This window comes from Streptomyces sp. Go-475 (assembly GCF_003330845.1).
Classification (GTDB): Bacteria; Actinomycetota; Actinomycetes; order Streptomycetales; family Streptomycetaceae; genus Streptomyces.
Genome location: NZ_CP026121.1, coordinates 2,224,245 through 2,250,571, shown reverse-complemented (window position 1 = coordinate 2,250,571; position 26,327 = coordinate 2,224,245). Strand labels below are relative to the sequence as shown.

The window sequence follows — 26,327 nt, the reverse complement described above, 5'->3', positions numbered from 1 at the left end:
CCGAGCCGCGCGATGCCCAGGGCTCAGCGACGAGACACCGCCGCTCAGCCCCGCAGCACCACGGCCTGCCCCGCCACCACCAGCAGCACGTGCTCGCACTCGTCCGCGAACCCCGCGTTCAACCGCCCGAGTTCGTCCCGGTAGCGCCGCCCCGACGCGGTCGACGGCACGATCCCCGACCCCACCTCGTTCGACACGGCGACGACGGTCCGCCGGGTCGCGCGCACGGCGTCCGTCAGCTCCCGCACCCGCTCCCGCAGCGCCTTCTCCCCCCGCTCCGCCCACACCGCGTCGTCCCACGCCCCGGCCGCGTCCATCGCGTCCGTCAGCCACAACGACAGGCAGTCGATGAGCAGCGGCGGCCCCTCCGCCTCCAGCAGCGGCACCAGATCGCAGGTCTCGACCGTCTGCCACGACCCCGGCCGCCGCTCCCGGTGCGCGGACACCCGCGCCGACCACTCCGTGTCCCCGTTGCGCGACCCGCCCGTCGCCACGTACAGCACGTCCGGAAAGGCCTCCAGCCGCCGCTCGGCCTCCACCGACTTGCCCGACCGCGCCCCGCCCAGCACCAGCGTCCGCCGCGGCACGTCCGGCACGTCCTCGTACGCCCCCACCGCGAGCGTCACCCCGTCGGGCACGGCCCGCGCCCCGGCCGCCGCGAGCCGCCGCCCGAGCTCCGGGCCCGGCGGCACGTCGTGGTCCAGATGGGCGGCGACCACGTCGGTCGTCGGCCCCACCGCCCCCACGGCCCGCAGCTTCGCCAGCGCGTCCGGCCGCCCCACGACGTCCGCGAGCACCATGTCGTACGACTCGGCCGGCTCCTCAAGCCCCGCCGGCGCCCCGCCCGGCGGCAGATACAGCAGCCGCTGCCCCTCCGGCCCGGTCACCGCGTACCCCGTGCCCGGCGCGTCCAGGGCCACCGCCCGCACCCGGTGCCCCGTCAGCAGCGTCAACTCCCGCCCGTCCGGCACCCGCCCGGGCTGCGGCACCCCGGCCGGCACCTCCACCACGGGCCCGTCGTGCGGATGAGACAGCAGCACCTGACGCACGCCGGTCAGGGAGCGGCCCGCCCGGGCCGCCGCGAACGCCGCCCCGGGCGTCAGGTCGAGCAGCAGCACCCCGTCCAGGAGCAGCGCGGTCGCCGCCCGCGCGTCCGGGCCGAGGGCGGCCGCACAGGCCGCGCAGGGACAGTCGGGGCGGGGCAGCCCCGCGGGAGCACCGGTGCCGAGCAGAGTCAGTTCCACGCCCCGATTCTCACCCCTGGGCATGGAACACGCGTGACGGAGACGCCCCTATAGGGGCGCGGGGAACCGCGCGAACACCCCGCCACCCGCACACGCCCCACGACCCGCACCCCCCGCAAGGCCCATGACGCCCCACCCGGCGGAGCGCATAGGCTTTCGCTCTGCAGTGTGCTCACACACATGGGAGGCGTACATGGCGGCATGGACGTGGCGGTTCGAGAAGACCGACGGGACGGAGGTCGAGCCCGCGGTGCCGCCGGAGGAGTTCCCCACCCAGGGGGACGCCGAGTCCTGGATCGGGGAGCACTGGAAGGCGCTGAAGGAGGGCGGTGCCGACCAGGTGCGGCTGTTCGAGGACGCCACGGAGATCTACGGGCCGATGAGCCTGCACGCGGCCGAGGCGTGAGCCGGGGGCGGGGGCCGTCGGCCCCCGCCCACCCGCCGTGTCCTGGGCGTCAGCCCCGTACGCCGCACAGGTGCAGCAGCGCCGCCACCCCGCGGTAGGGATCCGTCCGCCCGGCCTTCTCCTCCACCGCGAGCAGCGTCTCCACGTCGGCCGGGATCTCGGCGCCGTCCGCCGCCGTGTCCGTGAACACCCGCACCCCGTACCAGGCGTGCAGCGGCGCCCCGATACCGGCGAGCGTCGCCGTCAGGTCCTTCAGCCGGTCGGCCCGTACGTCGAGCCCCAGCCGGTTCCGGTAGGCGGTCGTGTCGAACGCGGCCAGCGCGCCCGCCCAGTCGCCGGACAGCCCCGGCCGTATCGCGAGCGCGTCCCCGTTGCGCACGAGCAGGGACAGCAGCCCGCCCTGCGCGAGCATCCGGGCCAGCCCCGCCAGCAGCGGGTCGGGTTCCTCGACGTACATCAGGACGCCGTGGCAGAGCACCACGTCGAAGCTGCCCGGCAGGAAGTGCACGCCGGTGTCCCGGCCGTCGCCCTCGATGATCCGCATCCGCTCCCGGATGCCCTCCGGTTCCCCGGCGAGGGACTCCCGGGCCGCGGCGATCATCGTCGGGTCCTGCTCCAGACCGGTCACCTGGTGCCCGGCCCGGGCCAGCTGCAGCGCCTGCGTGCCCTGGCCCATGCCCACGTCGAGCACCCGCAGCCGCTGCCCGACCGGGAACCGCCCGACTATCTGCTCGTCCAGCTGGCGGGCCACCAGCTCCTGCCGGACGACATCGCGCAACCCGCCCAGCTTGCCCAGCCAGGCCTCGGCCGCACCCCCGGAGAACGGCGTCGCGGTCAGGGCCGCTCTCCGCGCTTGACCTGCGGCTTCGGCAGCCGGAGCCGGCGCATCTGCAGGGAGCGCATCAGGGCGTAGGCGACCGCGCCGCGCCTGTTCTCACCCGCGAAGCGCTCGTTCAGCTGCTTCTTCAGACGGAAGCCGGTGACGAACGAGTCGAGCACGATCAGCACGATCACCACGAGCCACAGCAGCAGCGCGATGTTCTGCAGCGCGGCCACCCGCACCATGCTCAGCACGAGGATGACGACGGCCATCGGCAGGAAGAACTCCGCGATGTTGAACCGCGAGTCGATGAAGTCGCGCGCGAAGCGGCGGACCGGTCCCTTGTCACGCGCGGGCAGATACCGCTCGTCGCCGCTCGCCAGCGCCTGGCGCTGGCGCTCCAGCGCGGCACGGCGCTCCTCCCGCTGCCGCTTGGCGGCCTCCTTGCGCGTCATCGACGTGTTGGCCACGCTGCGGCGCTGGGACTGGGCCTGGCTGCGCTTGGGCGTGGGGCGGCCCTTGGGGGCCTCGGGGTGACGGGGCTGACTGGAGTCGGTCACCGGCGCCTTGTCGGCTGCCTGGGCCTTCTCATCCTTCGCACGGCTACGGAACACAAAACCCAAGGGTAAGGGCTTCCCGGGCATGGACCCCAGCCCGGTGGGGAACGATCCGGCAACACCAGTCGTCTGTAAGGGGACAGAGGGGACGTTGTGTACGCCTCCGGAAGTTTCCCGGGGCGTACGGCTCCGGTAACCCCGGGGATCACCTACTCCCTACGCCGGAGCGGGAGCGCACGCAGTCGTCCTTGGGGATGAGCGCATCCGTCCCCGAACAGTGCGGTAATGGATGCAGGGCCCGTACTGTGGGTTCTGTCGCAGGAGCTGGAGCCGGAGTCGGTCAGAAGGGGGCGCGCGAAGCCCATGAGCGGTGTCATGAAGCGTATGGGGATGATCTTCCGCGCGAAGGCGAACAAGGCCCTTGACCGGGCCGAGGACCCGCGCGAGACCCTCGATTACTCGTACCAGAAGCAGCTGGAGCTGCTCCAGAAGGTCCGCCGCGGCGTCGCCGACGTGGCGACCAGCCGCAAGCGCCTGGAGCTCCAGCTGAACCAGCTGCAGCAGCAGTCCACCAAGCTGGAGGACCAGGGCCGCAAGGCGCTCGCGCTGGGCCGGGAGGACCTGGCCCGCGAGGCGCTCTCCCGCCGGGCCGCCCTCCAGCAGCAGGTGACCGACCTGGAGACCCAGCACGCCACGCTCCAGGGCGAGGAGGAGAAGCTCACCCTCGCGGCCCAGCGGCTCCAGGCCAAGGTCGACGCCTTCCGCACGAAGAAGGAGACGATCAAGGCGACGTACACGGCGGCCCAGGCGCAGACCCGGATCGGCGAGGCCTTCTCCGGCATCTCCGAGGAGATGGGCGACGTCGGCCTGGCGATCCAGCGCGCCGAGGACAAGACGGCCCAGCTCCAGGCCCGCGCCGGCGCGATCGACGAACTGCTCGCCTCCGGCGCCCTCGACGACCAGTCCGGCATGCACAAGGACGACATCCAGGCCGAGCTGGACCGGCTCTCCGGTGGTACGGATGTAGAGCTGGAACTGCAGCGCATGAAGGCCGAGCTCGCCGGTGGTCCGAGCGGCGGGAAGCAGGCCATCGAAGGTGGCACGAGCCAGCAGCAGTCCCAGCAGCAGCCGCAGGACACCCCGCGCTTCGACAAGCAGTAGGGGCCCACGCCTAGGAGGGCGACATGATCGTACGGATCATGGGGGAGGGCCAGGTGAGGCTGGCCGACGGCCACCTCACCGAACTGAACAGGCTGGACGACGAACTCCTCGCGGAAATGGAGAACGGCGACGGCCCCGGCTTCCGCCGCACCCTCCAGGCCCTGCTGACCAGGGTCCGCGAACTGGGCGAACCCCTCCCGGACGACTCCCTGGAGCCGTCCGAGCTGATCCTGCCGTCGCCCGACGCGACACTGGAGGAAGTCAGGGAACTCCTGAGCGACGACGGCCTGATCCCGGGCTGACGAGGCCCTTCGGGCCGATGGGGGCTGGGGCCCAGCCCCCGGCCCGGCTACGGTGAGTCCCCGTGAGCACCCTCCAGCGGGCCAGATGTCAGGCCAAGGCACACCCCCTGGCCATGGACGCGGCACTGGCCGCTGCCGTCCTGGTCTGCATGGTCGCCGCCTCCTTCGTGGAACCCCGCCACCCCCACAGCGTCAGCTGGTCCCTGCGCACCCCCGACTCCCTCAGCCTCCTCCTCATGGCCCTCGGCGCCGCCGCCCTGGCCTTCCGCCGCCACGCCCCCATGGCGGTCCTCGCCCTCACCGGCACCCTCTCCGTCGTCGAGTCCGTCACCGGCGATCCCCGCGCCCCGGTCGCCATGTCCGCGGTCATCGCCCTGTACACCGTCGCCTCCACCACCGACCGCCCCACCACCTGGCGCGTCGGTCTGCTCACCATGACCGTGCTGACCGGGGCGGCCATGTCCGCCGGGCCGCTGCCCTGGTACGCCCAGGAGAACCTCGCGATCTTCGCCTGGACCGGCATCGGCGCCAGCGCCGGCGACGCCGTCCGCAGCCGCCGCGCCTTCGTCCAGGCCATCCGCGAACGCGCCGAGCGCGCCGAGCGCACCCGCGAGGAGGAGGCCCGCCGCCGGGTCGCCGAGGAGCGCCTGCGCATCGCCCGCGACCTGCACGACGTCGTCGCCCACCACATCGCCCTGGTCAACGTCCAGGCCGGTGTCGCCGCCCACGTCATGGACAAGCGCCCCGACCAGGCCAAGGAGGCCCTCGCCCACGTCCGCGAGGCCAGCCGCTCCGCGCTCAACGAACTCCGCGCCACGGTCGGCCTGCTCCGCCAGTCCGGCGACCCGGAGGCCCCCACCGAACCCGCCCCCGGCCTGGACCGCCTCGACGAACTCACCGGCACCTTCCGCAGCGCCGGGCTGCACATCGAGGTCGCCCGCGCCGACCAGGACACCACCCTCCCGGCAGCCGTCGACCTGGCCGCCTACCGGATCATCCAGGAGGCCCTGACGAACGTGCAGAAGCACGCGGGACCGCAGGCCAAGGCCGAGGTCAGCGTCGTACGGGTCGGACCGAACATCGAGATCACCGTCCTCGACGACGGCAGCGGCGAGGACACCGACCCGGACAGCGGCGGCGGCCACGGCCTGCTCGGCATGCGCGAGCGGGTCACCGCCCTGCGCGGCACCCTCACCACCGGTCCCCGCTACGGAGGCGGCTTCCGCGTCCATGCGATCCTGCCCGTCAAGAACCGCACACCGACCGGGGAGGACCCCGCATGACGATCCGTGTCCTGCTCGCCGACGACCAGGCGCTGCTGCGCAGCGCCTTTCGCGTGCTCGTCGACTCCGAGCCCGACATGGAGGTGGTCGGCGAGGCGTCCGACGGCGCGGAGGCGGTCCGGCTGACGAAGGAGCGGCACGCCGACGTCGTCCTCATGGACATCCGCATGCCCGGCACCGACGGCCTCGCGGCGACCCGCATGATCAGCGCCGACCCGGAACTCGCCGACGTCCGCGTGGTCATCCTGACGACCTTCGAGGTCGACGACTACGTCGTGCAGTCGCTGCGCGCCGGCGCCTCCGGCTTCCTCGGGAAGGGGGCCGAGCCCGAGGAACTGCTGAACGCCATCCGGATCGCGGCCGGCGGGCAGGCCCTGCTGTCCCCGGCGGCCACCACGGGCCTGATCGCCCGGTTCCTCGCCCAGGCGGACCCGGCCGACGGCGACCGCGATCCGGCCGGCGGCGAGCGGCTCGACTCGCTCACCGGACGCGAGCGGGAGGTGCTGGTCCAGGTCGCCGGCGGCCACTCCAACGACGAGATCGCCGAGCGGCTGGAGGTCAGCCCGCTGACGGTGAAGACGCACGTCAACCGGGCCATGGCCAAGCTGGGCGCCCGGGACCGGGCCCAGCTCGTGGTGATGGCGTACGAATCCGGCCTGGTCCGTCCAAGGGTGGAGTGACTTCAAGCCGGTCGTACTGCGGCGGGAGTATGCGCCGCATAAGGAAATGGACCTGGGGCCTACGAAACGGCCCCCTGCCATGGCTCAGGGTGTAAGGGCGGGCGCTCATCTGTGCGCCCGCTGCCGCTTCTGCCGCTAAACAGAAGAGAGACCCTGACCCATGTCCTGGCTGTCGAGATTCAGCCTCGCGCAACGGGCCCTGATAGGGCTGATGTCGATCATCGCGCTCGTCTTCGGAGCGATCGCGATACCCCAGCTCAAGCAGCAACTGCTGCCCACCATCGAACTGCCCATGGTGTCCGTGCTGGCGCCGTACCAGGGCGCGTCCCCGGACGTGGTCGAGAAGCAGGTCGTCGAACCCATCGAGGACAGCCTCGAAGCCGTCGACGGCATCAGCGGCGTCACCTCCACCGCCAGCGAGGGCAACGCCGTGATCATGGCGTCCTTCGACTACGGCAACGGCACCGAGCAGCTGATCGCCGACGTCCAGCAGGCCGTCAACCGGGCCCGCGCCCAGCTCCCGGACGACGTGGACCCGCAGGTCGTCGCCGGTTCGACGGACGACATGCCGACCGTCGTCCTCGCCGTCACCTCCGACCGGGACCAGCAGGCCCTGGCCGACCAGCTCGACACGACCGTCGTGCCGGAGCTGAAGAGCATCGACGGCGTCGGCCAGGTCACCGTCGACGGAGTGCGCGACCTCCAGGTCACCGTCACGCCCGACGAGGCGAAGCTGGCGAAGGCCGGGCTGACCTCGCAGTCCCTCTCCCAGGCGCTCCAGGCCGGCGGCGCGACCGTCCCGGCCGGCTCCTTCGACGAGGGCGGCGCCAACCGCACCGTCCGGGTCGGCGGCGGCTTCACCTCGCTGAAGCAGATCCAGGACCTGATGGTCACGGGCGAGCCCGGCAAGGGCAAGCCGGTGCGCCTCGGCGACGTCGCCACCGTGAAGCAGCAGGAGGCCCCGGCCGACTCCATCACCCGCACCGACGGCAGGCCCAGCCTCTCCGTCGCCGTCACCATGGACCGCGACGGCAGCGCGGTCGCGATCTCCGACGCCGTCCGGGACAAGCTGCCCGACCTGCGCGAGGACCTCGGCTCCGGTGCCAGTCTCACGGTCGTCAGCGACCAGGGCCCGGCCGTGTCCAAGTCCATCAAGGGCCTGACCACCGAGGGCGCGCTCGGTCTGCTCTTCGCGGTCCTGGTGATCCTCGTCTTCCTCGCCTCGATCCGCTCCACCCTCGTGACGGCGGTGTCCATCCCGCTGTCCGTGGTCCTCGCCCTGATCGTGCTGTGGACCCGCGACCTGTCGCTGAACGTCCTCACGCTGGGCGCCCTGACCATCGCCATCGGCCGGGTCGTCGACGACTCGATCGTGGTCCTGGAGAACATCAAGCGCCACCTCGGCTACGGCGAGGAGCGCCACTCGGCCATCCTCAACGCGGTGCGCGAGGTCGCGGGCGCGGTGACGTCCTCCACGCTCACCACCGTCGCCGTGTTCCTGCCGATCGGCCTGGTCGGCGGCATGGTCGGCGAGCTGTTCGGCTCGTTCAGCCTCACCGTCACGGCGGCGCTGCTGGCGTCCCTGCTGGTCTCCCTGACGGTCGTACCGGTCCTGTCGTACTGGTTCCTCCGGCCCCCGAAGGGCACCCCGGAGGACGCGGACGAGGCACGCCGGCTCGCCGAGGAGAAGGAGGCCAAGAGCCGCCTGCAGCGCATCTACGTCCCGGTCCTGCGCTTCGCGACCCGCCGCCGCCTCACCAGCGTGGCCATCGCGATCGTCGTCCTGGTCGGCACGTTCGGCATGGCGCCGCTGCTGAAGACCAACTTCTTCGACCAGGGCGAGGTGGAGGTCCTCACCGTCAAGCAGGAGCTGAAGCCCGGCACCAGCCTGGCGGCGACCGACGCCCAGGCGAAGAAGGTCGAGGAGCTGCTCTCCGGCACCAAGGGCGTGAAGGACTACCAGGTCACGGTCGGCTCGTCCGGCTTCATGGCCGCCTTCGGCGGCGGCACGGACACCAACCAGGCCTCCTACCAGGTGATGCTCGACGACTCGGCGTCGGCCGAGGACGTCCAGGACCGCATCGAGAAGGGCCTGGCCGGGCTGAAGGGCATCGGCACCACCACCATCGCCGCCGGCGACGGGTTCGGCGCCCAGGACCTCAGCGTGGTCGTGAAGGCCGCCGACGCCGAGGTGCTGCGGACGGCCGCCGAGGAGGTCCGCAAGACGGTCGCCTCGCTCGACGACGTCACCGACGTCACCAGCGACCTGTCGCAGAGCGTGCCGCGCATCTCGGTCAGGGCCAACGACAAGGCGGCCGCGGCCGGCTTCGACGACCAGAGCCTCGGCGCCGTCGTCGCCCAGGCGGTGCGCGGCACCCCGGCGGCCAAGGCCGTCCTGGACGACACCGAGCGGGACGTCGTCATCCGCTCGGCGAAGCCCGCGCAGACCCTGAAGCAGCTCCAGGACCTGCGCGTCGGCGCGGCGAAGCTGGGTGACATCGCGACCGTGAAGCTGGTCGACGGCCCGGTGTCCATGACCCGCATCGACGGCCAGCGCGCCGCCACCATCACCGCGAAGCCGACCGGCGACAACACCGGCGCGGTCAGCACCCAGCTCCAGTCCAAGATCAACGGACTGAAGCTCCCCGACGGCGCCACGGCGTCGATCGGCGGTGTCTCCGAGGACCAGGACGAGGCGTTCGCCAACCTGGGCCTGGCCATGCTGGCGGCCATCGCGATCGTCTTCATGCTGCTGGTCGGCACCTTCCGGTCCCTGGTCCAGCCGCTGATCCTGCTGGTCTCGATCCCGTTCGCGGCCACCGGCGCGATCGGCCTGCTGGTCGCGACCGGCACCCCGATGGGCGTCCCGGCGATGATCGGCATGCTGATGCTGATCGGCATCGTGGTGACGAACGCGATCGTGCTGATCGACCTGATCAACCAGTACCGCAAGCAGGGCTACGGCGTCGTCGAGGCCGTGGTCGAGGGCGGCCGGCACCGTCTGCGGCCCATCCTCATGACGGCCCTGGCGACGATCTTCGCCCTGCTCCCGATGGCCCTCGGCATCACCGGCGAGGGCGGCTTCATCGCCCAGCCGCTGGCCGTGGTCGTGATCGGCGGCCTGGTGACGTCGACCCTGCTCACCCTGCTGCTGGTGCCGACGCTGTACGCGATGCTCGAACTCCGCAAGGAGCGCCGGGCGAAGAAGCGCGCGGCGAAGAAGGGCCTCCCGGCCCAGCGGACGGACGCGGCGGAGCCGGAGCCCGCGGGCGTGTGACGCCCCGACCCGGCGGCGGCCGGGCACCGCACCTCCACGGTCGGTGCCCGGCCGCTCCGTTGTCCCGTTCCGTGTCCTGTGGCCTCGAACCGCTTCACGGGGGAAGCGACCACCCCCGACGGCACCGTCCTCAGCCTCGACCCCGCGCACCCCGAGCGGAAACCGCACTCGGGGTGACCACGGGCCGGGTGGCGGCTACGGCAGCGCCAGCATCCGCTCCAGCGCCAGCTTCGCGAACGCCTCCGTCTCCTTGTCCACCTCGATGCGGTTGACGAGGTTGCCCTCGGCCAGCGACTCCAGGGCCCAGACCAGGTGGGGGAGGTCGATGCGGTTCATGGTCGAGCAGAAGCAGACCGTCTTGTCGAGGAAGACGATCTCCTTGCCCTCGGGCGCGAAACGGTTCGCCAGGCGGCGGACCAGGTTCAGCTCCGTGCCGATGGCCCACTTGGAGCCGGCCGGCGCGGCCTCCAGGGCCTTGATGATGTACTCCGTCGAACCGACGTAGTCGGCCGCGGCCACGACCTCGTGCTTGCACTCGGGGTGCACGAGGACGTTCACGCCGGGGATGCGCTCGCGCACGTCGTTCACCGAGTCCAGGCTGAAGCGTCCGTGCACCGAGCAGTGGCCCCGCCACAGGATCATCTTCGCCGCGCGCAGCTCGTCGGCGGTCAGACCGCCGTTCGGCTTGTGCGGGTTGTAGACGACGCAGTCCTCCAGGGACATGCCCATGTCCCGGACCGCGGTGTTCCGCCCGAGGTGCTGGTCGGGCAGGAACAGCACCTTCTCGCCCTGCTCGAAGGCCCAGTCCAGGGCGCGCTTGGCGTTGGAGGAGGTGCAGATCGTGCCGCCGTGCTTGCCCGTGAACGCCTTGATGTCGGCGGAGGAGTTCATGTACGAGACGGGCACGACCTGCTCGGCTATGCCGGCCTCGGTCAGCACGTCCCAGCACTCGGCGACCTGCTCGGCCGTCGCCATGTCGGCCATCGAGCAGCCGGCGGCGAGGTCGGGCAGGACGACCTTCTGGTCGTCGGACGTCAGGATGTCCGCGGACTCCGCCATGAAGTGCACACCGCAGAAGACGATGTACTCGGCCTCCGGGCGCGCCGCCGCGTCCCGGGCCAGCTTGAACGAGTCACCGGTCACGTCGGCGAACTGGATGACCTCGTCGCGCTGGTAGTGGTGGCCGAGCACGAAGACCTTGTTCCCGAGCTTCTCCTTCGCCCGGCGAGCGCGCTCCACCAGGTCCGGGTCGGACGGCGAGGGCAGGTCGCCGGGACACTCCACGCCGCGCTCGCTCCTCGGGTCGGCCTCACGGCCGAGGAGCAGCAGGGCGAGGGGCGTCGGCTGTACGTCGAGCTCCTGGGTCTGGGCGGTGGTCACGACACGCACCCTTTCTGTTTCCGGCGACTTTTCGTCGATTTGACGCTATCTATCATAACCGCTTCACGTCACTTTGACGATGGCCATAGCGTCGGTGTGACGTGAATCCCGGCGGGCCGCCGTTCATTCCCGCCAGGACCGGGAACGAGTCGTTTTCCGGTTCGCGGCGCGTGTGCGAGCATGAAAAGGAGCCGAGATCGAGCGCCCGGCCCGGAATGAATCCGCGGCCCCGCCGGTTGCAACCGTCGGCAAGCAGTCTCCGTACAACCCGGGAGAGATGTAGATGTCCGTATCGGACGAGACCAGCACCGTCACCGACGGCATCATCCTGACCGACGCCGCCGCGTCCAAGGTCAAGGCGCTGCTCGACCAGGAAGGCCGCGACGACCTCGCGCTGCGCGTCGCCGTCCAGCCCGGCGGCTGCTCCGGCCTGCGCTACCAGCTCTTCTTCGACGAGCGTTCCCTCGACGGCGACGTCGAGAAGGACTTCGGCGGTGTGAAGGTGGTCACCGACCGCATGAGCGCCCCGTACCTGGGCGGCGCCACGATCGACTTCGTGGACACCATCGAGAAGCAGGGCTTCACGATCGACAACCCGAACGCGACCGGCTCCTGCGCCTGCGGCGACTCCTTCAGCTGAGCCCGCCGGGCCGCCCCCGGGCGGCAGCGGACATGACGAAGGCGGCGACCCCCTCCGACGGGGCCGCCGCCTTCGCCGTACCCGGTGGCGCTACCGCGAGCGCGTCGGGGGAGCCGGCAGCCGCGCGCCCTCCCGGGCCAGCGGAACCGCCTTGCCGTCCTCGTCCACGACCTTGCGGTCACCGAGCGGCTCGTCCAGCCGCACGGTCTCCTGGAACTGCTTGGCGATCATGATGCAGACCTTGTCCGGCCACGGCGTCGACGTCACCGTGACCGTCACCTCGTCGCCCCGCTCGCTCGCCTTCACGTCGTAGTCGGCGCACACCCCGCCGGTGAAGGTCACGGTCAGCTCCGCGCCCTCGGCCCGGTAGCCGTCCACCTTGACGTCACGCGGCTCGGGCGCCCCCGTCGGCTTGTCACCCGGCCCGCTCGGCGCGGGGGAGGCCAGGTACTTCGGGTCGACCGCCGGGTACGTCACCGTGAACGGGTCCTTCGCGCCCGGCGCCGTCACCTCGAACAGCCACGACGGCACCAGCGCCTGACGGCCGTCCACGACATGCGCGGCCAGCCCGAACACCGCGTTCTCGACGGTGACGGTGTCCTGTTCCGGAGCGCCGCTCGGCGACGATCCGCAGGGCTGCTCCAGCCGGTCCTTGTGCGGCACGGCGCTGGCGCAGCCGCCTATGCCCATGCGGTGGTCGGCCTTCGGCCGCCCGTTCATCAGCTCCAGCGCCTTCCGGGCGCTGACCACGGGGTAGGTGTCCCCCTTTACCGGGGCCGCGAGCTGGCCGCTGCCGCCGACGACCTCGCCGTCGGAACCGACCGTGACGCCGGTCGTCCAGCCGTGCGTGGGCAGACCGCCCACCTCGGGAGCGGCGTTCACCACCCGCTGGGCGCCCATGACCTGGCTCGCGTCCCGCTTCGCGTCATCCTGACCCACCGCCTTCAGCACGGGCGCCGCGGCCCGCTTCGCCGCCGCCTCGCTCACCGGGGTGCCGCCGCTCCCCGGAGCGGTGCAGGTGTCCGTGCCCTTGCAGTTGTCCGTGCCCGGCGCGTACCGGCTGAACGTCCAGGTCCCCGGCGCCTCCCTGTTCACGGAGAGACTCGGGCCCGAACCGTCCTGGCCGGCCCCGACCTTCCAGGCCTCGCCCTGGACCACCGGCGTCCCCTCGACCCCGAGGGCCTTCGCCAGCCGGGCCACGGCCTCCTTGGTGACCTCGCCCCGCACCCGGTACACCGGGGCCTCGCCGGGGCCGCCCGGCAGCGTGCCGTCGACCCGGTAGGTGGCGCCGTAGGGGTTGGGCTCACCGGGGGCGATGCCGTTGCCGCCGCCCTCGGAGTAGCCGTCGAGCGCGAGCGGCGGGGGAGTGCCGTCCCCGCCGGGCGCGCCGGACGTCGTCCCACCGCCCGACCCACCGGACGCGTTGGCGGCGAGCCAGGCCCCGCCACCGCCGATCAGCAGCACGGCGGCGGCGACGGAGGCGATGATCGCGGGGGTCCGGGAACGCCCGCCACCGTGACCGACCAGGACCTCGTGGTCGCGGGGGAGGTCGCTGTCCGATGCGGGAGGATTTTCCGGGGCCGCGTCGTCCCCGGCCGTGTCGTCCCCCGTCGGCTCCGCCTGCGGGACCGGCGTGCCGTCAGGCGGGGCGGCGGAAGCCGCCGCGGGCTCGGAGCCTTCTACGGCCTTGTCGGAAGCGTCCGCGGCCGCGTCGGAAACCTCTGCCTCGTCGGAAGCGTCTGCGGTCTCGTCGGAGTCGCCGGGTTCTTCACTGGCAGCCTCGTCGGACTCACCGGCCCCTTGAGAACCGCGAGCCTCGGCAGCACCACCGGTCTCCTCCGAGTCCCCGGCCTTGTCAGCCCCGGCAGACTCGGCCCCCGCCGACGCCCCGGCCCCCGCCGACGCCCCGGCGTCGGCCGAGCCCCGCGCCCCGGCCTCCGGGGCGTCGGCCGTGCCGGCGCCGCCCGATTCCGTGGCCTCGTCGTCGTAGTCGGGTCGCTCGGTGTTCACCGCATCGCTCCTTCGGCTGCACAGCTGTCCCATGGGACCCGGCCCGGTCGGATTCGGGCCGCTGGTGGGTCGTATCCCGCCTCCCCTTTACGGGGGACAGCGATGGGACGCAGCGGGGGAGCACACGGTTCCCGGGCGTGCGCCGCTCAGTCGCCGTAGTCCGACATGGCGTCCAGCAGCCGGGCCGACGCCGGGGGTACGGTCACGCCGTGGATCAGGGCCGGGGAGACCGGCCGGGCGGCGCCCCGGTCGGGAACCGCCCAGTGCGGAGCCATCCGGGCCCCGTCACCCGGCAGCGACACGAGGTCGCCTTCGACATCGACGGGAACGGGGGCCTGGACCTCGAGGTTCGTCATAGCGGCACCGTATGCACGGTCGAGCCGACGGAGAAAGATCTACTATCGGGTAGTTTCGCTGCCTTCAGAGCGGCCCCGCCCACCCGATAGCGTGAAGTGTCAAGGTCCGCCTCCCTCAGGAGAATCCACGCCGTGCGCATCGCAGTCACCGGCTCCATCGCCACCGACCACCTCATGACCTTCCCCGGCCGCTTCGCCGACCAGCTCGTAGCGGACCAGCTGCACACGGTCTCGCTGTCGTTCCTGGTCGACAAGCTCGACGTCCGCCGCGGCGGCGTCGCCGCGAACATCGCGTTCGGCATGGGGCAGCTCGGCACCCGCCCGATCCTGGTCGGCGCCGCGGGCGCGGACTTCGACGAGTACCGCGCCTGGCTGGAGCGGCACGGCGTCGACACCGACTCCGTCCGCATCTCCGACACGCTGCACACGGCCCGCTTCGTGTGCACGACCGACGCCGACCACAACCAGATCGGCTCGTTCTACACGGGCGCCATGAGCGAGGCCCGCCTCATCGAGCTGAAGACCGTCGCCGACCGGGTCGGCGGCCTCGACCTGGTCTCCATCGGCGCGGACGACCCGGAGGCCATGCTCCGCCACACCGAGGAGTGCCGCTCCCGGTCCATCCCGTTCGCCGCCGACTTCTCCCAGCAGATCGCCCGCATGGACGGCGAGGAGATCCGCATCCTGCTGGACGGGGCGACGTACCTCTTCTCCAACGAGTACGAGAAGGGCCTCATCGAGTCCAAGACCGGCTGGAGCGACGCCGAGATCCTCTCCCGGGTCGGCCACCGCGTGACCACGCTCGGCGCGCGCGGTGTGCGCATCGAGCGGGCCGGCGAGGACCCGATCGAGGTCGGCACGCCGGACGAGGAGCGCAAGGCCGACCCGACCGGTGTCGGCGACGCCTTCCGCGCCGGGTTCCTCTCGGGTCTGGCCTGGGGCGTCTCCCTGGAGCGGGCCGCGCAGGTCGGCTGCATGCTGGCGACGCTCGTCATCGAGACGGTGGGGACGCAGGAGTACCAGTTGCGGCGCGGGCATTTCATGGAGCGGTTCACCAAGGCGTACGGGGACGAGGCGGCGGCCGAGGTTCAGGCGCACCTGTCCTGACCGTCGTCGTGTGCGGGTGCGTGGGGGCTGGTCGCGCAGTTCCCCGCGCCCCTGAGTCGCTCAGGTCGATCGGCGGATCAAATATGCGGTTCCTTGGTCCGCCGGGTCTTCCCCCACGTACTCCTGGCCGCGCATCTCGCACCACGCCGGGATGTCCAGGCGGGCCGCCTCGTCGTCCGCGAGGACCCGCACCAGGCCGCCCACGGGTACGTCACCGATCACCTTGGCCAGCTCGATGACGGGGATCGGGCACCGCTTGCCAAGGGAGTCCACGACCAGGACCTCCTCCTCGCGGACGACCTCGGAGGCAACCGGCGCCCCCAACTTCTCCCGCACCGCCGCCACCGCCCCGGGCAGCACCTCCAGGAACCTCTCCACGTCCCCCTCGGCCACCCCCGCCGGTAGCGAAACCCGCACATTCCCCTCACTCAGCACGCCCATCGCCCGCAGCACATGGCTCGGCGTCAGCGTGCTGCTCGTGCAGGACGAACCGGACGAGACGGAGAAACCCTCCCGGTCCAGCTCGTGCAGCAGCGCCTCCCCGTCGACATAGAGACAGGAGAAGGTGACCACCCCGGGCAGCCGGCGCACCGGATCGCCGACCACTTCCACGTCGGGCACCAGCTGTGGCACCCGAGCCCGGATCCGTTCCGTCAGCTCCCGCAGCCGCACGGCCTCCGCCGCCGCCTCGGCCCGCACCGCCCGCAGGGAGGCCGCCGCCGCCACGATCGCCGGGATGTTCTCGAAACCGGCCGCCCGCCCCGACTCCCGCTCGTCCGCCGGACCTTGCGGGGCGAATCGCACACCCTTGCGGACCACGAGCAGCCCGACCCCGGACGGCCCGCCCCACTTGTGGGCGCTCGCCGTCAGCAGCGACCAGTCCCCGTCCACCGGCCCCCACCCCAGCGACTGCGCCGCGTCCACCAGCAGCGGCACCCCGGCCTCCCGGCACCGCTCCGCCACCGTGGCGACCGGCTGCTCGGTCCCCACCTCGTGGTTGGCCGACTGCAGACACGCCAGCGCGGTGTCCGCCCGCAGGGCTTCGCCGTAGGCCGCCGGGTCCACCAGGCCGGCGCGGTCCACCCCGACCTGGGTGACGGTCCCGCCCTCCGCCTCGAAGAGCTCCGCCGAATGCAGTACCGAGGAGTGTTCGACCGCTGACACGATCAGGTGGCGCCCGACCCGCCGCCGCCCGGCCAGGGCCCCCGCGATGCCCGTATGCACGGCACGGGTTCCGGACGAGGTGAAGGCCAGCTCGTCCGGCCGGCACCCCACCGCCTCGGCGGCGGCCTCCCGCGCCGCGTCCAGCAGCACACGGGCCCGCCGCCCCTCCCGGTACAGCCGCGCGGGATCAGCCCACCCCTCGTCGAGCGAGGCCAGCAGGGCCTGCCGGGCGACAGGATGAAGCGGAGCAGCGGAAGCAGCATCGAAGTAGGCCACACGTCAACGCTAGAACGCCCAGGAGGGGAACGGACCTCAGGGGCGCGGGAAACTGCGCGAACAACCACAAACCACCCGCAGCCGCCAATTCAGCGAACCCCCCGGGTGAGTAGGCACCCCTCCCCGAGAACCCCCGGAGGGCGTCGGCTAGGGTTTGGTCCGCATAAACATCCAAACCCCTGCCCGACGCAGGGCGGCGACCGACCAGCGAGAAGGCCAGGCCGCAGCCGATCCGCGCGGGCGAGACTCTCGGGAAGGCGCTACGTGAGTCCCAACGGCTCCGACCGCTCGCCGCGGCGCCCGATGCGGCGGAAGCTGCTGCAGGCACTGACCGCGGGCCTGGTCTTGGCGACAGCCACCGGTTGCTCGTACAACTGGGAAGACTTCCCCCGCCTTGGTATGCCCACCCCGACCACGGAAGAGGCTCCGCGGATCCTCTCCCTGTGGCAGGGGTCCTGGGCGGCTGCGCTCGCCGTCGGCGTGCTGGTGTGGGGTCTGATCCTGTGGAGTGCTTTCTTCCACCGGCGCAGCCGCACCAAGGTCGAGGTTCCTCCGCAGACCCGGTACAACATGCCCATCGAGGCGCTGTACACGGTCGTCCCGCTCATCATCGTCTCGGTGCTGTTCTACTTCACCGCCCGCGACGAGTCCGAGCTGCTCAGCCTCAAGAAGAAGCCCGACGTCACGGTCAACGTGGTCGGCTTCCAGTGGAGCTGGTGCTTCAACTACATCGAGCCGGTCGCCGGTTCCACGGGTGACGCCAAGAAGTCCCCGGAGCTCGACGCGATCCCCGACCGGTTCAAGGACGCCTTCCCGGCCAACGCCGGCGGCGTCTACGACTGCGGTACCCCCGGCACCCGGAACCCGCAGACCAACAACCCGGGCCCGACGCTGTGGCTGCCCAAGGGCAAGACGGTCCGCTTCGTGCTGACCTCGCGTGACGTCATCCACTCCTTCTGGGTGGTGCCGTTCCTGATGAAGCAGGACGTCATCCCGGGCCACACCAACGCCTTCGAGGTGACCCCCAACAAGGAGGGCACCTTCCTGGGCAAGTGCGCCGAGCTCTGCGGCGTCGACCACTCTCGGATGCTGTTCAACGTGAAGGTGGTCTCCCCCGAGCGCTACGAGCAGCACCTCAAGGACCTCGTGGACAAGCAGCAGACCGGTTACGTTCCCGCCGGCATCGCGCAGACGAGCCACGAGAAGAACCGGGAGACGAACAACCTGTGAGCATCCTCAACGAACCCCAGGGTGCCGCGGCAGCAGGGTCCCACTACGAGGACGAGTTGCCGGTCCGGCGCCAGAACCGCGGCAGTGTCGTGGTCAAGTGGCTGACGACGACGGACCACAAGACGATCGGCACGCTGTACCTGGCGACGTCGTTCGCGTTCTTCGTCATCGGTGGCGTGATGGCGCTGTTCATGCGCGCCGAGCTCGCCCGGCCTGGTCTGCAGATCATGTCGAACGAGCAGTTCAACCAGGCGTTCACGATGCACGGCACGATCATGCTGCTGATGTTCGCGACGCCGCTGTTCGCCGGCTTCGCGAACTGGATCATGCCGCTGCAGATCGGCGCGCCGGACGTGGCGTTCCCGCGGCTGAACATGTTCGCCTACTGGCTGTACCTGTTCGGCTCGCTGATCGCGGTGGGCGGCTTCCTCACGCCGCAGGGCGCGGCCGACTTCGGCTGGTTCGCCTACAGCCCGCTGTCGGACGCGGTCCGCTCGCCGGGCATCGGCGCCGACATGTGGATCATGGGTCTGGCCTTCTCCGGCTTCGGCACCATCCTCGGCTCGGTCAACTTCATCACCACGATCATCTGCATGCGCGCCCCGGGCATGACGATGTTCCGCATGCCGATCTTCACCTGGAACGTGCTGCTGACCGGTGTGCTGGTCCTGCTCGCCTTCCCGGTCCTCGCGGCCGCGCTGTTCGCCCTGGAGGCGGACCGCAAGTTCGGCGCCCACGTCTTCGACTCCGCCAACGGCGGCGCGTTGCTGTGGCAACACCTCTTCTGGTTCTTCGGCCATCCAGAGGTGTACATCATCGCCCTGCCGTTCTTCGGGATCATCTCCGAGGTCATCCCGGTCTTCTCCCGCAAGCCGATGTTCGGTTACACGGGTCTGATCGGCGCGACCATCGCGATCGCGGGTCTGTCCGTGACGGTGTGGGCGCACCACATGTACGTCACCGGCGGTGTGCTGCTGCCGTTCTTCTCCTTCATGACGTTCCTCATCGCGGTCCCGACCGGTGTGAAGTTCTTCAACTGGATCGGCACGATGTGGAAGGGCTCGCTGTCCTTCGAGACGCCGATGCTCTGGGCGACCGGCTTCCTGATCACCTTCACCTTCGGTGGTCTGACCGGTGTCATCCTGGCCTCGCCGCCGATGGACTTCCACGTCTCCGACTCGTACTTCGTGGTGGCCCACTTCCACTACGTCGTCTTCGGCACCGTGGTCTTCGCGATGTTCTCCGGCTTCCACTTCTGGTGGCCGAAGTGGACCGGCAAGATGCTCGACGAGCGCCTCGGCAAGATCACCTTCTGGACGCTGTTCATCGGCTTCCACGGCACGTTCCTGGTCCAGCACTGGCTGGGCGCCGAGGGCATGCCGCGCCGGTACGCCGACTACCTGGCGGCCGACGGCTTCACCGCGCTGAACACGATCTCGACGATCAGCTCGTTCCTGCTCGGCATGTCGATCCTGCCGTTCTTCTACAACGTGTGGAAGACGGCCAAGTACGGCAAGCCGGTCGGCGTCGACGACCCGTGGGGCTACGGCCGCTCCCTGGAGTGGGCCACCTCCTGCCCGCCGCCGCGGCACAACTTCATCACCATGCCGCGGATCCGCAGTGAATCCCCGGCGTTCGACCTGCACCACCCGGAGATCGCCGCCCTCGACCAGCTCGAGAACGTGGGCCACGGCGACAAGGCTCTGGCTGGCGGCAAGGAGGCCGGCAAGTGAAGATCCAGGGCAAGATGTTCATGTGGCTGAGCGCCTTCGTGCTCGTCATGGCGGTCGTCTATGGCGTGTGGTCGAAGGAGCCGGCCGGCACCACGGCCCTCTTCCTGACCTTCGGCCTGTGCATCATGATCGGCTTCTACCTCGGCTTCACGGCCAAGCGGGTCGACGTGGGTCCCCAGGACAACAAGGAGGCGGACGTCGCGGACGACGCCGGCGAGGTCGGGTTCTTCAGCCCGCACAGCTGGCAGCCGCTCTCCCTGGCCATCGGCGGCGCCCTGGCCTTCCTGTCGATCGCGATCGGCTGGTGGCTGATGTACTTCTCGCTGCCGATCATCCTGATCGGTATCTGGGGCTGGGTCTTCGAGTACTACCGCGGTGAGAACCGCACCCAGTAACACGCGCCGAGCGCTTCAGGGGCCCGGACACTCCGAGAGGAGCGTCCGGGCCCCTGCTTTTGCCGCAATCGGTGTCACTCGTACGAGTCGCTCGGCGTGCCGCCGTTGACGCGGCTTCCTAGCGTGAGGTCATGAGCCTCACAGTGATCTCCCGCCCCCGCACCGCCGTCAGCTGCACGCTGCTGGTGATAGCCCTCTGCGCGGGCGTCACCGCCTGCGGCTCCGACGGCAACCCGCTCTCCGCCCGCCCCTACGACGCGGCGGACCAGATCTCCGTCAACGCCCCCTCAGGGGGCCGCAAGAAGGCCGACCCGGACAAGCCCCTGGAAGTGGTCGCCGAGGACTCCGACGGGCGCATCACGGACGTCACGGCCTACGACGCCGCCGGACGCCACGTGGCCGGCGAACTCGCCGCCGACGGAGGCCGCTGGCACAGCACCTCACCGCTCGCCGCCAACGCCAGCTACACGGTCCGCGTGAGCACCGAGGACGAGGACGGGGCGCCCGGCCGCAAGGTCCTCACCTTCGACACGGGCAAGCCCACCACCAAGAAGGTCCTGGACGTGACCTTCGGCCCCAAGAAGGGCACCTACGGCGTCGGCCAGCCCATCACGGCCGAGCTGAGCCGGCCCGTCAAGGACCGCGCCCAGCGGGCCGTCGTCGAACGCGCCCTCAAGGTCTCCTCCACGCCCGCCACGGACGGCGCCTGGCACTGGGTGGACGACAAGAAGCTCCACTACCGCCCGAAGGACTACTGGCCCGCGCACGCCACCATCCAGGTCCGCAGCAACCTGCCGGGCATCAAGATCGGCGACCGCATGTGGGGCGGCAAGGCCAAGCCCCTGACCATCACCACGGCCGACAAGGTCATCGCCGTCACGGACGCCGCCGCCCACCAGATGACCGTCTACAAGAACGACGAGATCGTCCGGCAGATACCGGTCACCACCGGCATGCCCGGCTACGACACGCGCAACGGCGTCAAGGTCGTCCTGGCCAAGGAGGGCACCGTCCGCATGACCAGCGCCAGCATCGGCGCCTCGGACTTCTACGACCTGATCGTGCACCACTCGGTCCGCGTCACCAACAGCGGCGAGTACGTCCACGCGGCCCCCTGGTCCGTGGGCTCCCAGGGCTACGCCAACGTCAGCCACGGCTGCACCGGCATGAGCACCGAGAACGCCGCGTGGTTCTACGAGAACGTCCGCGAGGGCGACATCGTCAAGGTCATCAACTCCGCCGGCGACACGATGGCCCCCTTCGGCAACGGCTTCGGCGACTGGAACCTCGACTGGTCGAAGTGGCGCACCGGCAGCGCCCTGATAGGCGGCACCCCCGAAGGCCCCACCCCGGCGGACAGGGCCCGTCTACGCCCTCAGAGCGTCTGACTCAAGGGGCGCGGGGCTGTATCGGATATGCGGCTCCGCCGCGTGGGCGCGAACAACCCCCACGCACCCGCAGGTCGCCACACGACCGGACGTCCCGAGCTTCTCAGGCGTTCAAAGCCGCCTTCTCCCGCAACAGGGACGCCAGCGCGGCGGCGAACTCCACCGGCTCCACCGGCAGCGTCACCGCCGCCTCCGCCCGGCTCCACGTCGCCAGCCACGCGTCCTGCGGCCGCCCGATCAGCAACAGCACCGGAGGACAGTCGAAGATCTCGTCCTTGATCTGCCGGCAGACCCCCATGCCGCCCATCGGCACGGCCTCCCCGTCCAGCACACAGACGTCGATCCCGCCCCGGTCCAGCTCCTTGATCACCGCCGCCGGGGTCGCGCACTCCACGAACTCCACCACCGGGACGTCCGGAGCCGGCCGTCGGCCGGTCGCGAGCCGCACCTGCTCGCGGGTGTTGGAGTCGTCGCTGTAGACCAGCACCGTGGCGGTCGGCTGCATTGTTCCTCCGTGACGTCAGCGTCGTAAGGACAGGCCCGTTGGGCCGGATGCTACTCCCTTGAACACCACGTCAACAGCGGTACGACCGGCTTAGACACTCCGAACGGCACCCCCCGGAGTGAGGGCGGGATAAGCGACCGACATAATGTCGGTCGTGGCGACAGCAACGACAGTAGAAACCGGGCACGCGCACCCGTCGGTCAACCGGCCGAACCTCACCAGCGTCGGAACCATCATCTGGCTGAGTTCCGAGCTGATGTTCTTCGCGGCCCTCTTCGCGATGTACTTCACCCTGCGATCGGTGACGGGTCCCGATCACTGGAAGGAGATGGCGAGCCATCTCAACTTCCCGTTCTCGGCGACGAACACCACCATCCTGGTGCTCTCCTCCCTCACCTGCCAGCTCGGCGTCTTCGCCGCCGAGCGCGGTGACGTGAAGAAGCTGCGGATGTGGTTCATCGTCACCTTCATCATGGGCGCGATCTTCATCGGCGGTCAGGTCTTCGAGTACACGGAGCTGGTCAAGGAGGCGGGCCTGTCCCTCTCCTCCGACCCGTACGGCTCGGTCTTCTACCTGACCACCGGCTTCCACGGCCTGCACGTGACGGGCGGACTCATCGCCTTCCTGCTGGTCCTGGGCCGGACGTACGCGGCCCGGAGGTTCACCCACGAGCAGGCGACCGCCGCGATCGTCGTGTCCTACTACTGGCACTTCGTCGATGTCGTCTGGATCGGCCTCTTCGCCACGATCTACATGATCAAGTAGCAGGGCCAGCATCCGCAGGCGCCCGACGAGGCGCGCATCCCAGAAGCATCGACGCAGAAGATCCTGACACCGGGGTAATCCGTGAAAAAGCTCTCCGCACGACGACGCCATCCGATGGCGGCGCTCGTCGTCCTACTCCTCGCGCTGGTCTTCAGCGGGGGGCTGTACGCCGTGTTCGCACCCACGAGCAAGGCCGAGGCCGACACAACCGCCCAGTCCCTCGCCATCGAGGAGGGCAAGAAGCTCTACTCGGTCGGCTGCGCCAGTTGCCACGGCACCGGCGGTCAGGGCACGTCCGACGGCCCGAGCCTGGTGGGTGTGGGCGCCGCGTCCGTCGACTTCCAGGTGGGCACCGGCCGTATGCCGGCCGCCACCTCCCAGGGCCCGCAGGTCCCGAAGAAGAAGAACATCTACACCCAGGCCGAGATCGACCAGCTCGCGGCGTTCATCGCCTCGCTGGGCGCTGGTCCGTCCATCCCGACGGAGGACCAGTACAGCCCCGAGGGCGCCGACATCGCCAAGGGCGGTGAGCTCTTCCGGACCAACTGCGCGCAGTGCCACAACTTCACGGGCAAGGGTGGCGCCCTGACGCACGGCAAGTACGCGCCGAGCCTGGAGGGCGTCTCCGAGAAGCACATCTACGAGGCCATGCAGACCGGCCCGCAGAACATGCCGTCCTTCCCCGACACCACGCTGTCGGAGAAGAACAAGAAGGACATCATCGCGTACCTCGACGCGGTCAACAGCGAGAAGACCGAGAGCCCCGGTGGCCTCGAACTGGGCGGTCTGGGACCGGTCAGTGAGGGCCTCTTCGGCTGGATCTTCGGTCTCGGCGGACTGATCGCCGTCGCCGTGTGGGTCGCCGCCCGGACCGCAAAGGCCAAGAAGTCATGAGTAGCCAAGACATTCCAGAAGAGAACCTGCCTGCCGAGCAGGCCGCAGGGCATGACGAGCACGGGCACGGCGCGGTGAGCGTCGCGGACGAGAAGCACCCGTTCGCCGACCCGGGTCTGCCTCCCCACGAGCACCGGATCCAGGACATCGACGAGCGGGCCGCCAAGCGGTCCGAGCGCTCGGTCGCCCTGCTGTTCACGGTGTCGATGCTGGCGACCATCGGCTTCATCGCCGCGTTCGTGACGATCCCGGTCGACAAGTCGGTCTACATCTTCCCGCTCGGCCACATCAGCGCCCTGAACTTCGCGCTGGGCATGACGCTCGGCATCGCGCTGTTCTGCATCGGCGCGGGCGCGGTCCACTGGTCCCGCACCCTGATGTCGGACGTGGAGATCGCCGACGAGCGGCACCCGATCGAGGCGGAGCCCGAGGTCCGCGAGAAGGTCTTCGCGGACTTCAAGCAGGGCACCAAGGAGTCGGCGCTCGGCCGCCGCAAGCTGATCCGCACCACCATGCTCGGCGCGCTCACGCTGGTGCCGCTCTCCGGCGTCGTGCTGCTGCGCGACCTCGGCCCGCTGCCCGGCACCAAGCTCCGCCACACGCTGTGGTCCAAGGGCAAGCTGCTCGTGAACATGAACACGAACCAGCCGCTGCGTCCCTCGGACGTCGCGGTCGGTTCGCTGACCTTCGCCAAGCCCGAGGGCCTGGAGGAGCACGACCACGACTTCCAGAACGAGATCGCCAAGGCCGCCCTGATGATCGTCCGGATCCAGCCGGAGAACATCAAGGACAAGCGCGAGCTCGAGTGGTCGCACGAGGGCATCGTCGCGTACTCGAAGATCTGCACCCACGTCGGCTGCCCGATCTCCCTGTACGAGCAGCAGACGCACCACGTGCTCTGCCCCTGCCACCAGTCCACCTTCGACCTCTCCGACGGTGCCCGAGTGATCTTCGGTCCCGCCGGTCACGCCCTGCCGCAGCTCCGCATCGGCGTGAACGACGAGGGCTACCTCGAGGCGCTCGGCGACTTCGAAGAGCCCGTCGGCCCTGCTTTCTGGGAGCGCGGATGAGCACTGCACAAGAACGTCGCAAGGCGCCCGCGGGTGAGCGGGTAGCCGACTGGGCCGACGGCCGCCTGGGGATCTACTCCATGGCCAAGGCCAACATGCGCAAGATCTTCCCGGACCACTGGTCCTTCATGCTGGGCGAGATCTGCCTCTACAGCTTCATCATCATCATCCTCACGGGTGTGTACCTGACGCTGTTCTTCCACCCGTCGATGAACGAGGTGGAGTACCACGGCAGTTACGTCCCGCTCCAGGGGCAGCTGATGTCGGAGGCGTTCGCCTCCACGCTGGACATCAGCTTCGACGTCCGCGGCGGTCTGCTCATCCGGCAGATCCACCACTGGGCGGCGATCGTCTTCCTCGCCGGCATGTTCGTGCACATGATGCGCGTCTTCTTCACCGGCGCGTTCCGCAAGCCGCGCGAGATCAACTGGCTGTTCGGCTTCCTGCTGTTCGTCCTGGGCATGTTCACCGGTTTCACCGGCTACTCGCTCCCGGACGACCTGCTCTCCGGCACCGGTGTCCGCTTCACGCAGGGCGCGATCCTGTCCGTGCCGATCGTCGGCACGTACATCTCGATGTTCCTGTTCGGCGGGGAGTTCCCGGGCACCGACTTCGTCGCCCGGTTCTACTCGATCCACATCCTGCTGCTGCCGGGCATCATGCTCGGGCTCGTGGTCGGCCACCTGATCCTGGTCTTCTACCACAAGCACACCCAGTACGCGGGTCCCGGCCGCACCAACAAGAACGTCGTCGGCATGCCGCTGCTGCCGGTCTACATGGCCAAGGCCGGAGGCTTCTTCTTCCTGGTCTTCGGTGTCATCGCGGCCCTCGCCGGCATCGCGACCGTCAACCCGATCTGGGTCCTGGGCCCCTACCGTCCCGACCAGGTGTCGACCGGTGCCCAGCCCGACTGGTACATGGGCTTCGCCGAGGGCCTGGTCCGCGCCATGCCCGGCTGGGAGATCAACTTCTGGGGTCACACGCTCGTCCTGGGCGTGTTCATCCCGCTGGTCCTCTTCGGCCTGTTCCTCGCGATCATCGCCCTGTACCCGTTCATCGAGTCGTGGGTCACCGGCGACAAGCGCGAGCACCACATCCTGGACCGGCCGCGCAACGTCCCGACGCGCACCGCCTTCGGTGTCGCCTGGGTCACCGGCTACATGATCATGCTGATCGGCGGTGGCAACGACATCGTCGCCACGCACTTCCACCTGTCGATCAACGCGGTCACCTGGTTCGTCCGGATCGGGTTCTTCGTCGGACCGGTCATCGCCTTCATCGTCACCAAGCGCATCTGCCTCGGCCTCCAGCGCCGGGACAAGGAGAAGGTGCTGCACGGCCGCGAGTCGGGCATCATCAAGCGCCTGCCGCACGGTGAGTTCATCGAGGTGCACGAGCCGCTCAGCCAGGAGCAGCTGTACACGCTCACCGCGCACGAGCAGTACCAGCCGGTCGAGCTCGGCCCGACGGTCGACGAGAACGGTGTCGAGCGCAAGCTGAAGGGCTCGGAGAAGCTGCGCGCCAAGCTCAGCGACGCCTACTACGGCGAGGGCGCCCAGATCCCGAAGCCCACCGCCGAGGAGTACCGGGAGATCACGAGCGGCCACGGCCACCACTGATCACTGCTTCGCCACGCCACAGAAGGGCCCCGTCCGGTGTTCGGACGGGGCCCTTCGTGGTGCG

At 70.2% G+C, this 26,327-nt stretch carries 24 protein-coding genes; 16 read left to right on the top strand and 8 right to left on the bottom strand.

The window, feature by feature from the left end:
- Window positions 1-44 precede the first annotated feature (44 nt).
- Window positions 45-1,244, bottom strand: a complete 1,200-nt coding sequence (locus C1703_RS10310) for a bifunctional adenosylcobinamide kinase/adenosylcobinamide-phosphate guanylyltransferase (protein WP_114251638.1) — start codon at window positions 1,242-1,244, stop codon at window positions 45-47.
- A 193-nt stretch (window positions 1,245-1,437) separates the two neighbouring features.
- Here C1703_RS10310 and C1703_RS10305 point away from each other — a divergent pair, with 193 nt between their 5' ends.
- A complete protein-coding gene (locus C1703_RS10305; RefSeq protein ID WP_031115848.1) occupies window positions 1,438-1,650 on the top strand; it encodes a hypothetical protein in 213 nt (70 codons plus the stop codon).
- Window positions 1,651-1,699: 49 nt separating this feature from the next.
- On the opposite strand, the gene C1703_RS10300 is transcribed toward C1703_RS10305, so the two are convergent.
- Window positions 1,700-2,401 carry a methyltransferase domain-containing protein gene (locus tag C1703_RS10300; RefSeq protein ID WP_114251636.1) on the bottom strand — a complete coding sequence of 234 codons (702 nt, stop codon included), beginning with the start codon at window positions 2,399-2,401 and terminating at the stop codon, window positions 1,700-1,702.
- A gap of 83 nt (window positions 2,402-2,484) precedes the next feature.
- On the bottom strand, window positions 2,485-3,084 hold the full coding sequence (locus tag C1703_RS10295; RefSeq protein WP_114251634.1) for a DUF3043 domain-containing protein: 600 nt from the start codon (window positions 3,082-3,084) through the stop codon (window positions 2,485-2,487).
- Between the two features lie 318 nt (window positions 3,085-3,402).
- Between C1703_RS10295 and C1703_RS10290 the strand changes: the two genes are divergently transcribed.
- The 5 genes from C1703_RS10290 (at window position 3,403) to C1703_RS10270 (ending at window position 9,730) form a co-directional block, all read left to right on the top strand.
- On the top strand, window positions 3,403-4,188 hold the full coding sequence (locus C1703_RS10290; protein WP_269803199.1) for a PspA/IM30 family protein: 786 nt from the start codon (window positions 3,403-3,405) through the stop codon (window positions 4,186-4,188).
- A 23-nt stretch (window positions 4,189-4,211) separates the two neighbouring features.
- On the top strand, window positions 4,212-4,490 hold the full coding sequence (locus C1703_RS10285; RefSeq protein ID WP_114251630.1) for a hypothetical protein: 279 nt from the start codon (window positions 4,212-4,214) through the stop codon (window positions 4,488-4,490).
- Between the two features lie 62 nt (window positions 4,491-4,552).
- The gene (locus C1703_RS10280) at window positions 4,553-5,773 is read left to right on the top strand and encodes a sensor histidine kinase (RefSeq protein ID WP_114251628.1); all 1,221 of its coding nucleotides are present in this window, start codon (window positions 4,553-4,555) and stop codon (window positions 5,771-5,773) included.
- Window positions 5,770-6,453, top strand: coding sequence for a response regulator transcription factor (locus tag C1703_RS10275; RefSeq protein WP_114251626.1), 684 nt, complete (start codon window positions 5,770-5,772; stop codon window positions 6,451-6,453). The genes C1703_RS10280 and C1703_RS10275 overlap by 4 nt, the downstream gene beginning before the upstream one ends.
- 160 nt (window positions 6,454-6,613) lie before the next feature.
- Window positions 6,614-9,730 (top strand): efflux RND transporter permease subunit, encoded by a 3,117-nt coding sequence (locus C1703_RS10270; protein ID WP_114251624.1) that lies wholly within the window; start codon window positions 6,614-6,616, stop codon window positions 9,728-9,730.
- Between the two features lie 195 nt (window positions 9,731-9,925).
- On the opposite strand, the gene nadA is transcribed toward C1703_RS10270, so the two are convergent.
- A complete protein-coding gene (gene nadA / locus C1703_RS10265; protein ID WP_094056633.1) occupies window positions 9,926-11,110 on the bottom strand; it encodes a quinolinate synthase NadA in 1,185 nt (394 codons plus the stop codon).
- 283 nt (window positions 11,111-11,393) lie between these two features.
- On the opposite strand from nadA, the gene C1703_RS10255 reads away from it, so the two are divergent.
- Window positions 11,394-11,750, top strand: a complete 357-nt coding sequence (locus tag C1703_RS10255) for an iron-sulfur cluster assembly accessory protein (protein ID WP_010037217.1) — start codon at window positions 11,394-11,396, stop codon at window positions 11,748-11,750.
- Window positions 11,751-11,840: 90 nt separating this feature from the next.
- On the opposite strand, the gene C1703_RS10250 is transcribed toward C1703_RS10255, so the two are convergent.
- Both C1703_RS10250 and C1703_RS10245 read right to left on the bottom strand, forming a co-directional pair.
- Window positions 11,841-13,760: a hypothetical protein gene (locus C1703_RS10250; protein WP_114251620.1), complete on the bottom strand. Its 1,920-nt coding sequence runs from the start codon at window positions 13,758-13,760 to the stop codon at window positions 11,841-11,843.
- A gap of 146 nt (window positions 13,761-13,906) precedes the next feature.
- Window positions 13,907-14,116: a hypothetical protein gene (locus tag C1703_RS10245; RefSeq protein ID WP_114251618.1), complete on the bottom strand. Its 210-nt coding sequence runs from the start codon at window positions 14,114-14,116 to the stop codon at window positions 13,907-13,909.
- Window positions 14,117-14,248: 132 nt separating this feature from the next.
- On the opposite strand from C1703_RS10245, the gene C1703_RS10240 reads away from it, so the two are divergent.
- Complete coding sequence (locus tag C1703_RS10240) at window positions 14,249-15,223, top strand: carbohydrate kinase family protein (protein ID WP_114251616.1); 975 nt, start codon at window positions 14,249-14,251, stop codon at window positions 15,221-15,223.
- Window positions 15,224-15,283: 60 nt separating this feature from the next.
- Here C1703_RS10240 and C1703_RS10235 read toward each other — a convergent pair whose 3' ends face one another.
- Window positions 15,284-16,663: a cysteine desulfurase/sulfurtransferase TusA family protein gene (locus C1703_RS10235; RefSeq protein WP_114251614.1), complete on the bottom strand. Its 1,380-nt coding sequence runs from the start codon at window positions 16,661-16,663 to the stop codon at window positions 15,284-15,286.
- 264 nt (window positions 16,664-16,927) lie between these two features.
- On the opposite strand from C1703_RS10235, the gene coxB reads away from it, so the two are divergent.
- From coxB to C1703_RS10215, 4 genes are all read left to right on the top strand, one after another.
- Window positions 16,928-17,893 carry a cytochrome c oxidase subunit II gene (gene coxB, locus C1703_RS10230; RefSeq protein ID WP_114251613.1) on the top strand — a complete coding sequence of 322 codons (966 nt, stop codon included), beginning with the start codon at window positions 16,928-16,930 and terminating at the stop codon, window positions 17,891-17,893.
- Complete coding sequence (gene ctaD, locus C1703_RS10225; RefSeq protein ID WP_114251612.1) at window positions 17,890-19,626, top strand: cytochrome c oxidase subunit I; 1,737 nt, start codon at window positions 17,890-17,892, stop codon at window positions 19,624-19,626. The genes coxB and ctaD overlap by 4 nt, the downstream gene beginning before the upstream one ends.
- On the top strand, window positions 19,623-20,021 hold the full coding sequence (locus C1703_RS10220; protein WP_114251611.1) for a cytochrome c oxidase subunit 4: 399 nt from the start codon (window positions 19,623-19,625) through the stop codon (window positions 20,019-20,021). The genes ctaD and C1703_RS10220 overlap by 4 nt, the downstream gene beginning before the upstream one ends.
- Window positions 20,022-20,152: 131 nt before the next feature.
- Window positions 20,153-21,409 (top strand): Ig-like domain-containing protein, encoded by a 1,257-nt coding sequence (locus C1703_RS10215; protein WP_114251610.1) that lies wholly within the window; start codon window positions 20,153-20,155, stop codon window positions 21,407-21,409.
- A 103-nt stretch (window positions 21,410-21,512) separates the two neighbouring features.
- Here C1703_RS10215 and C1703_RS10210 read toward each other — a convergent pair whose 3' ends face one another.
- Complete coding sequence (locus C1703_RS10210; protein ID WP_114251609.1) at window positions 21,513-21,914, bottom strand: response regulator transcription factor; 402 nt, start codon at window positions 21,912-21,914, stop codon at window positions 21,513-21,515.
- 145 nt (window positions 21,915-22,059) lie between these two features.
- On the opposite strand from C1703_RS10210, the gene C1703_RS10205 reads away from it, so the two are divergent.
- The 4 genes from C1703_RS10205 (at window position 22,060) to C1703_RS10190 (ending at window position 26,263) form a co-directional block, all read left to right on the top strand.
- Window positions 22,060-22,680: a heme-copper oxidase subunit III gene (locus C1703_RS10205; protein ID WP_114251608.1), complete on the top strand. Its 621-nt coding sequence runs from the start codon at window positions 22,060-22,062 to the stop codon at window positions 22,678-22,680.
- 81 nt (window positions 22,681-22,761) lie between these two features.
- Entirely contained in the window at window positions 22,762-23,574 is an 813-nt protein-coding gene (locus C1703_RS10200; protein ID WP_114251607.1) for a cytochrome c, read from the top strand.
- On the top strand, window positions 23,571-24,644 hold the full coding sequence (locus C1703_RS10195; protein ID WP_114251606.1) for a Rieske 2Fe-2S domain-containing protein: 1,074 nt from the start codon (window positions 23,571-23,573) through the stop codon (window positions 24,642-24,644). The genes C1703_RS10200 and C1703_RS10195 overlap by 4 nt, the downstream gene beginning before the upstream one ends.
- Window positions 24,641-26,263, top strand: coding sequence for a cytochrome bc complex cytochrome b subunit (locus C1703_RS10190; RefSeq protein WP_114251605.1), 1,623 nt, complete (start codon window positions 24,641-24,643; stop codon window positions 26,261-26,263). The genes C1703_RS10195 and C1703_RS10190 overlap by 4 nt, the downstream gene beginning before the upstream one ends.
- The last annotated feature ends 64 nt before the right edge of the window (window positions 26,264-26,327 follow it).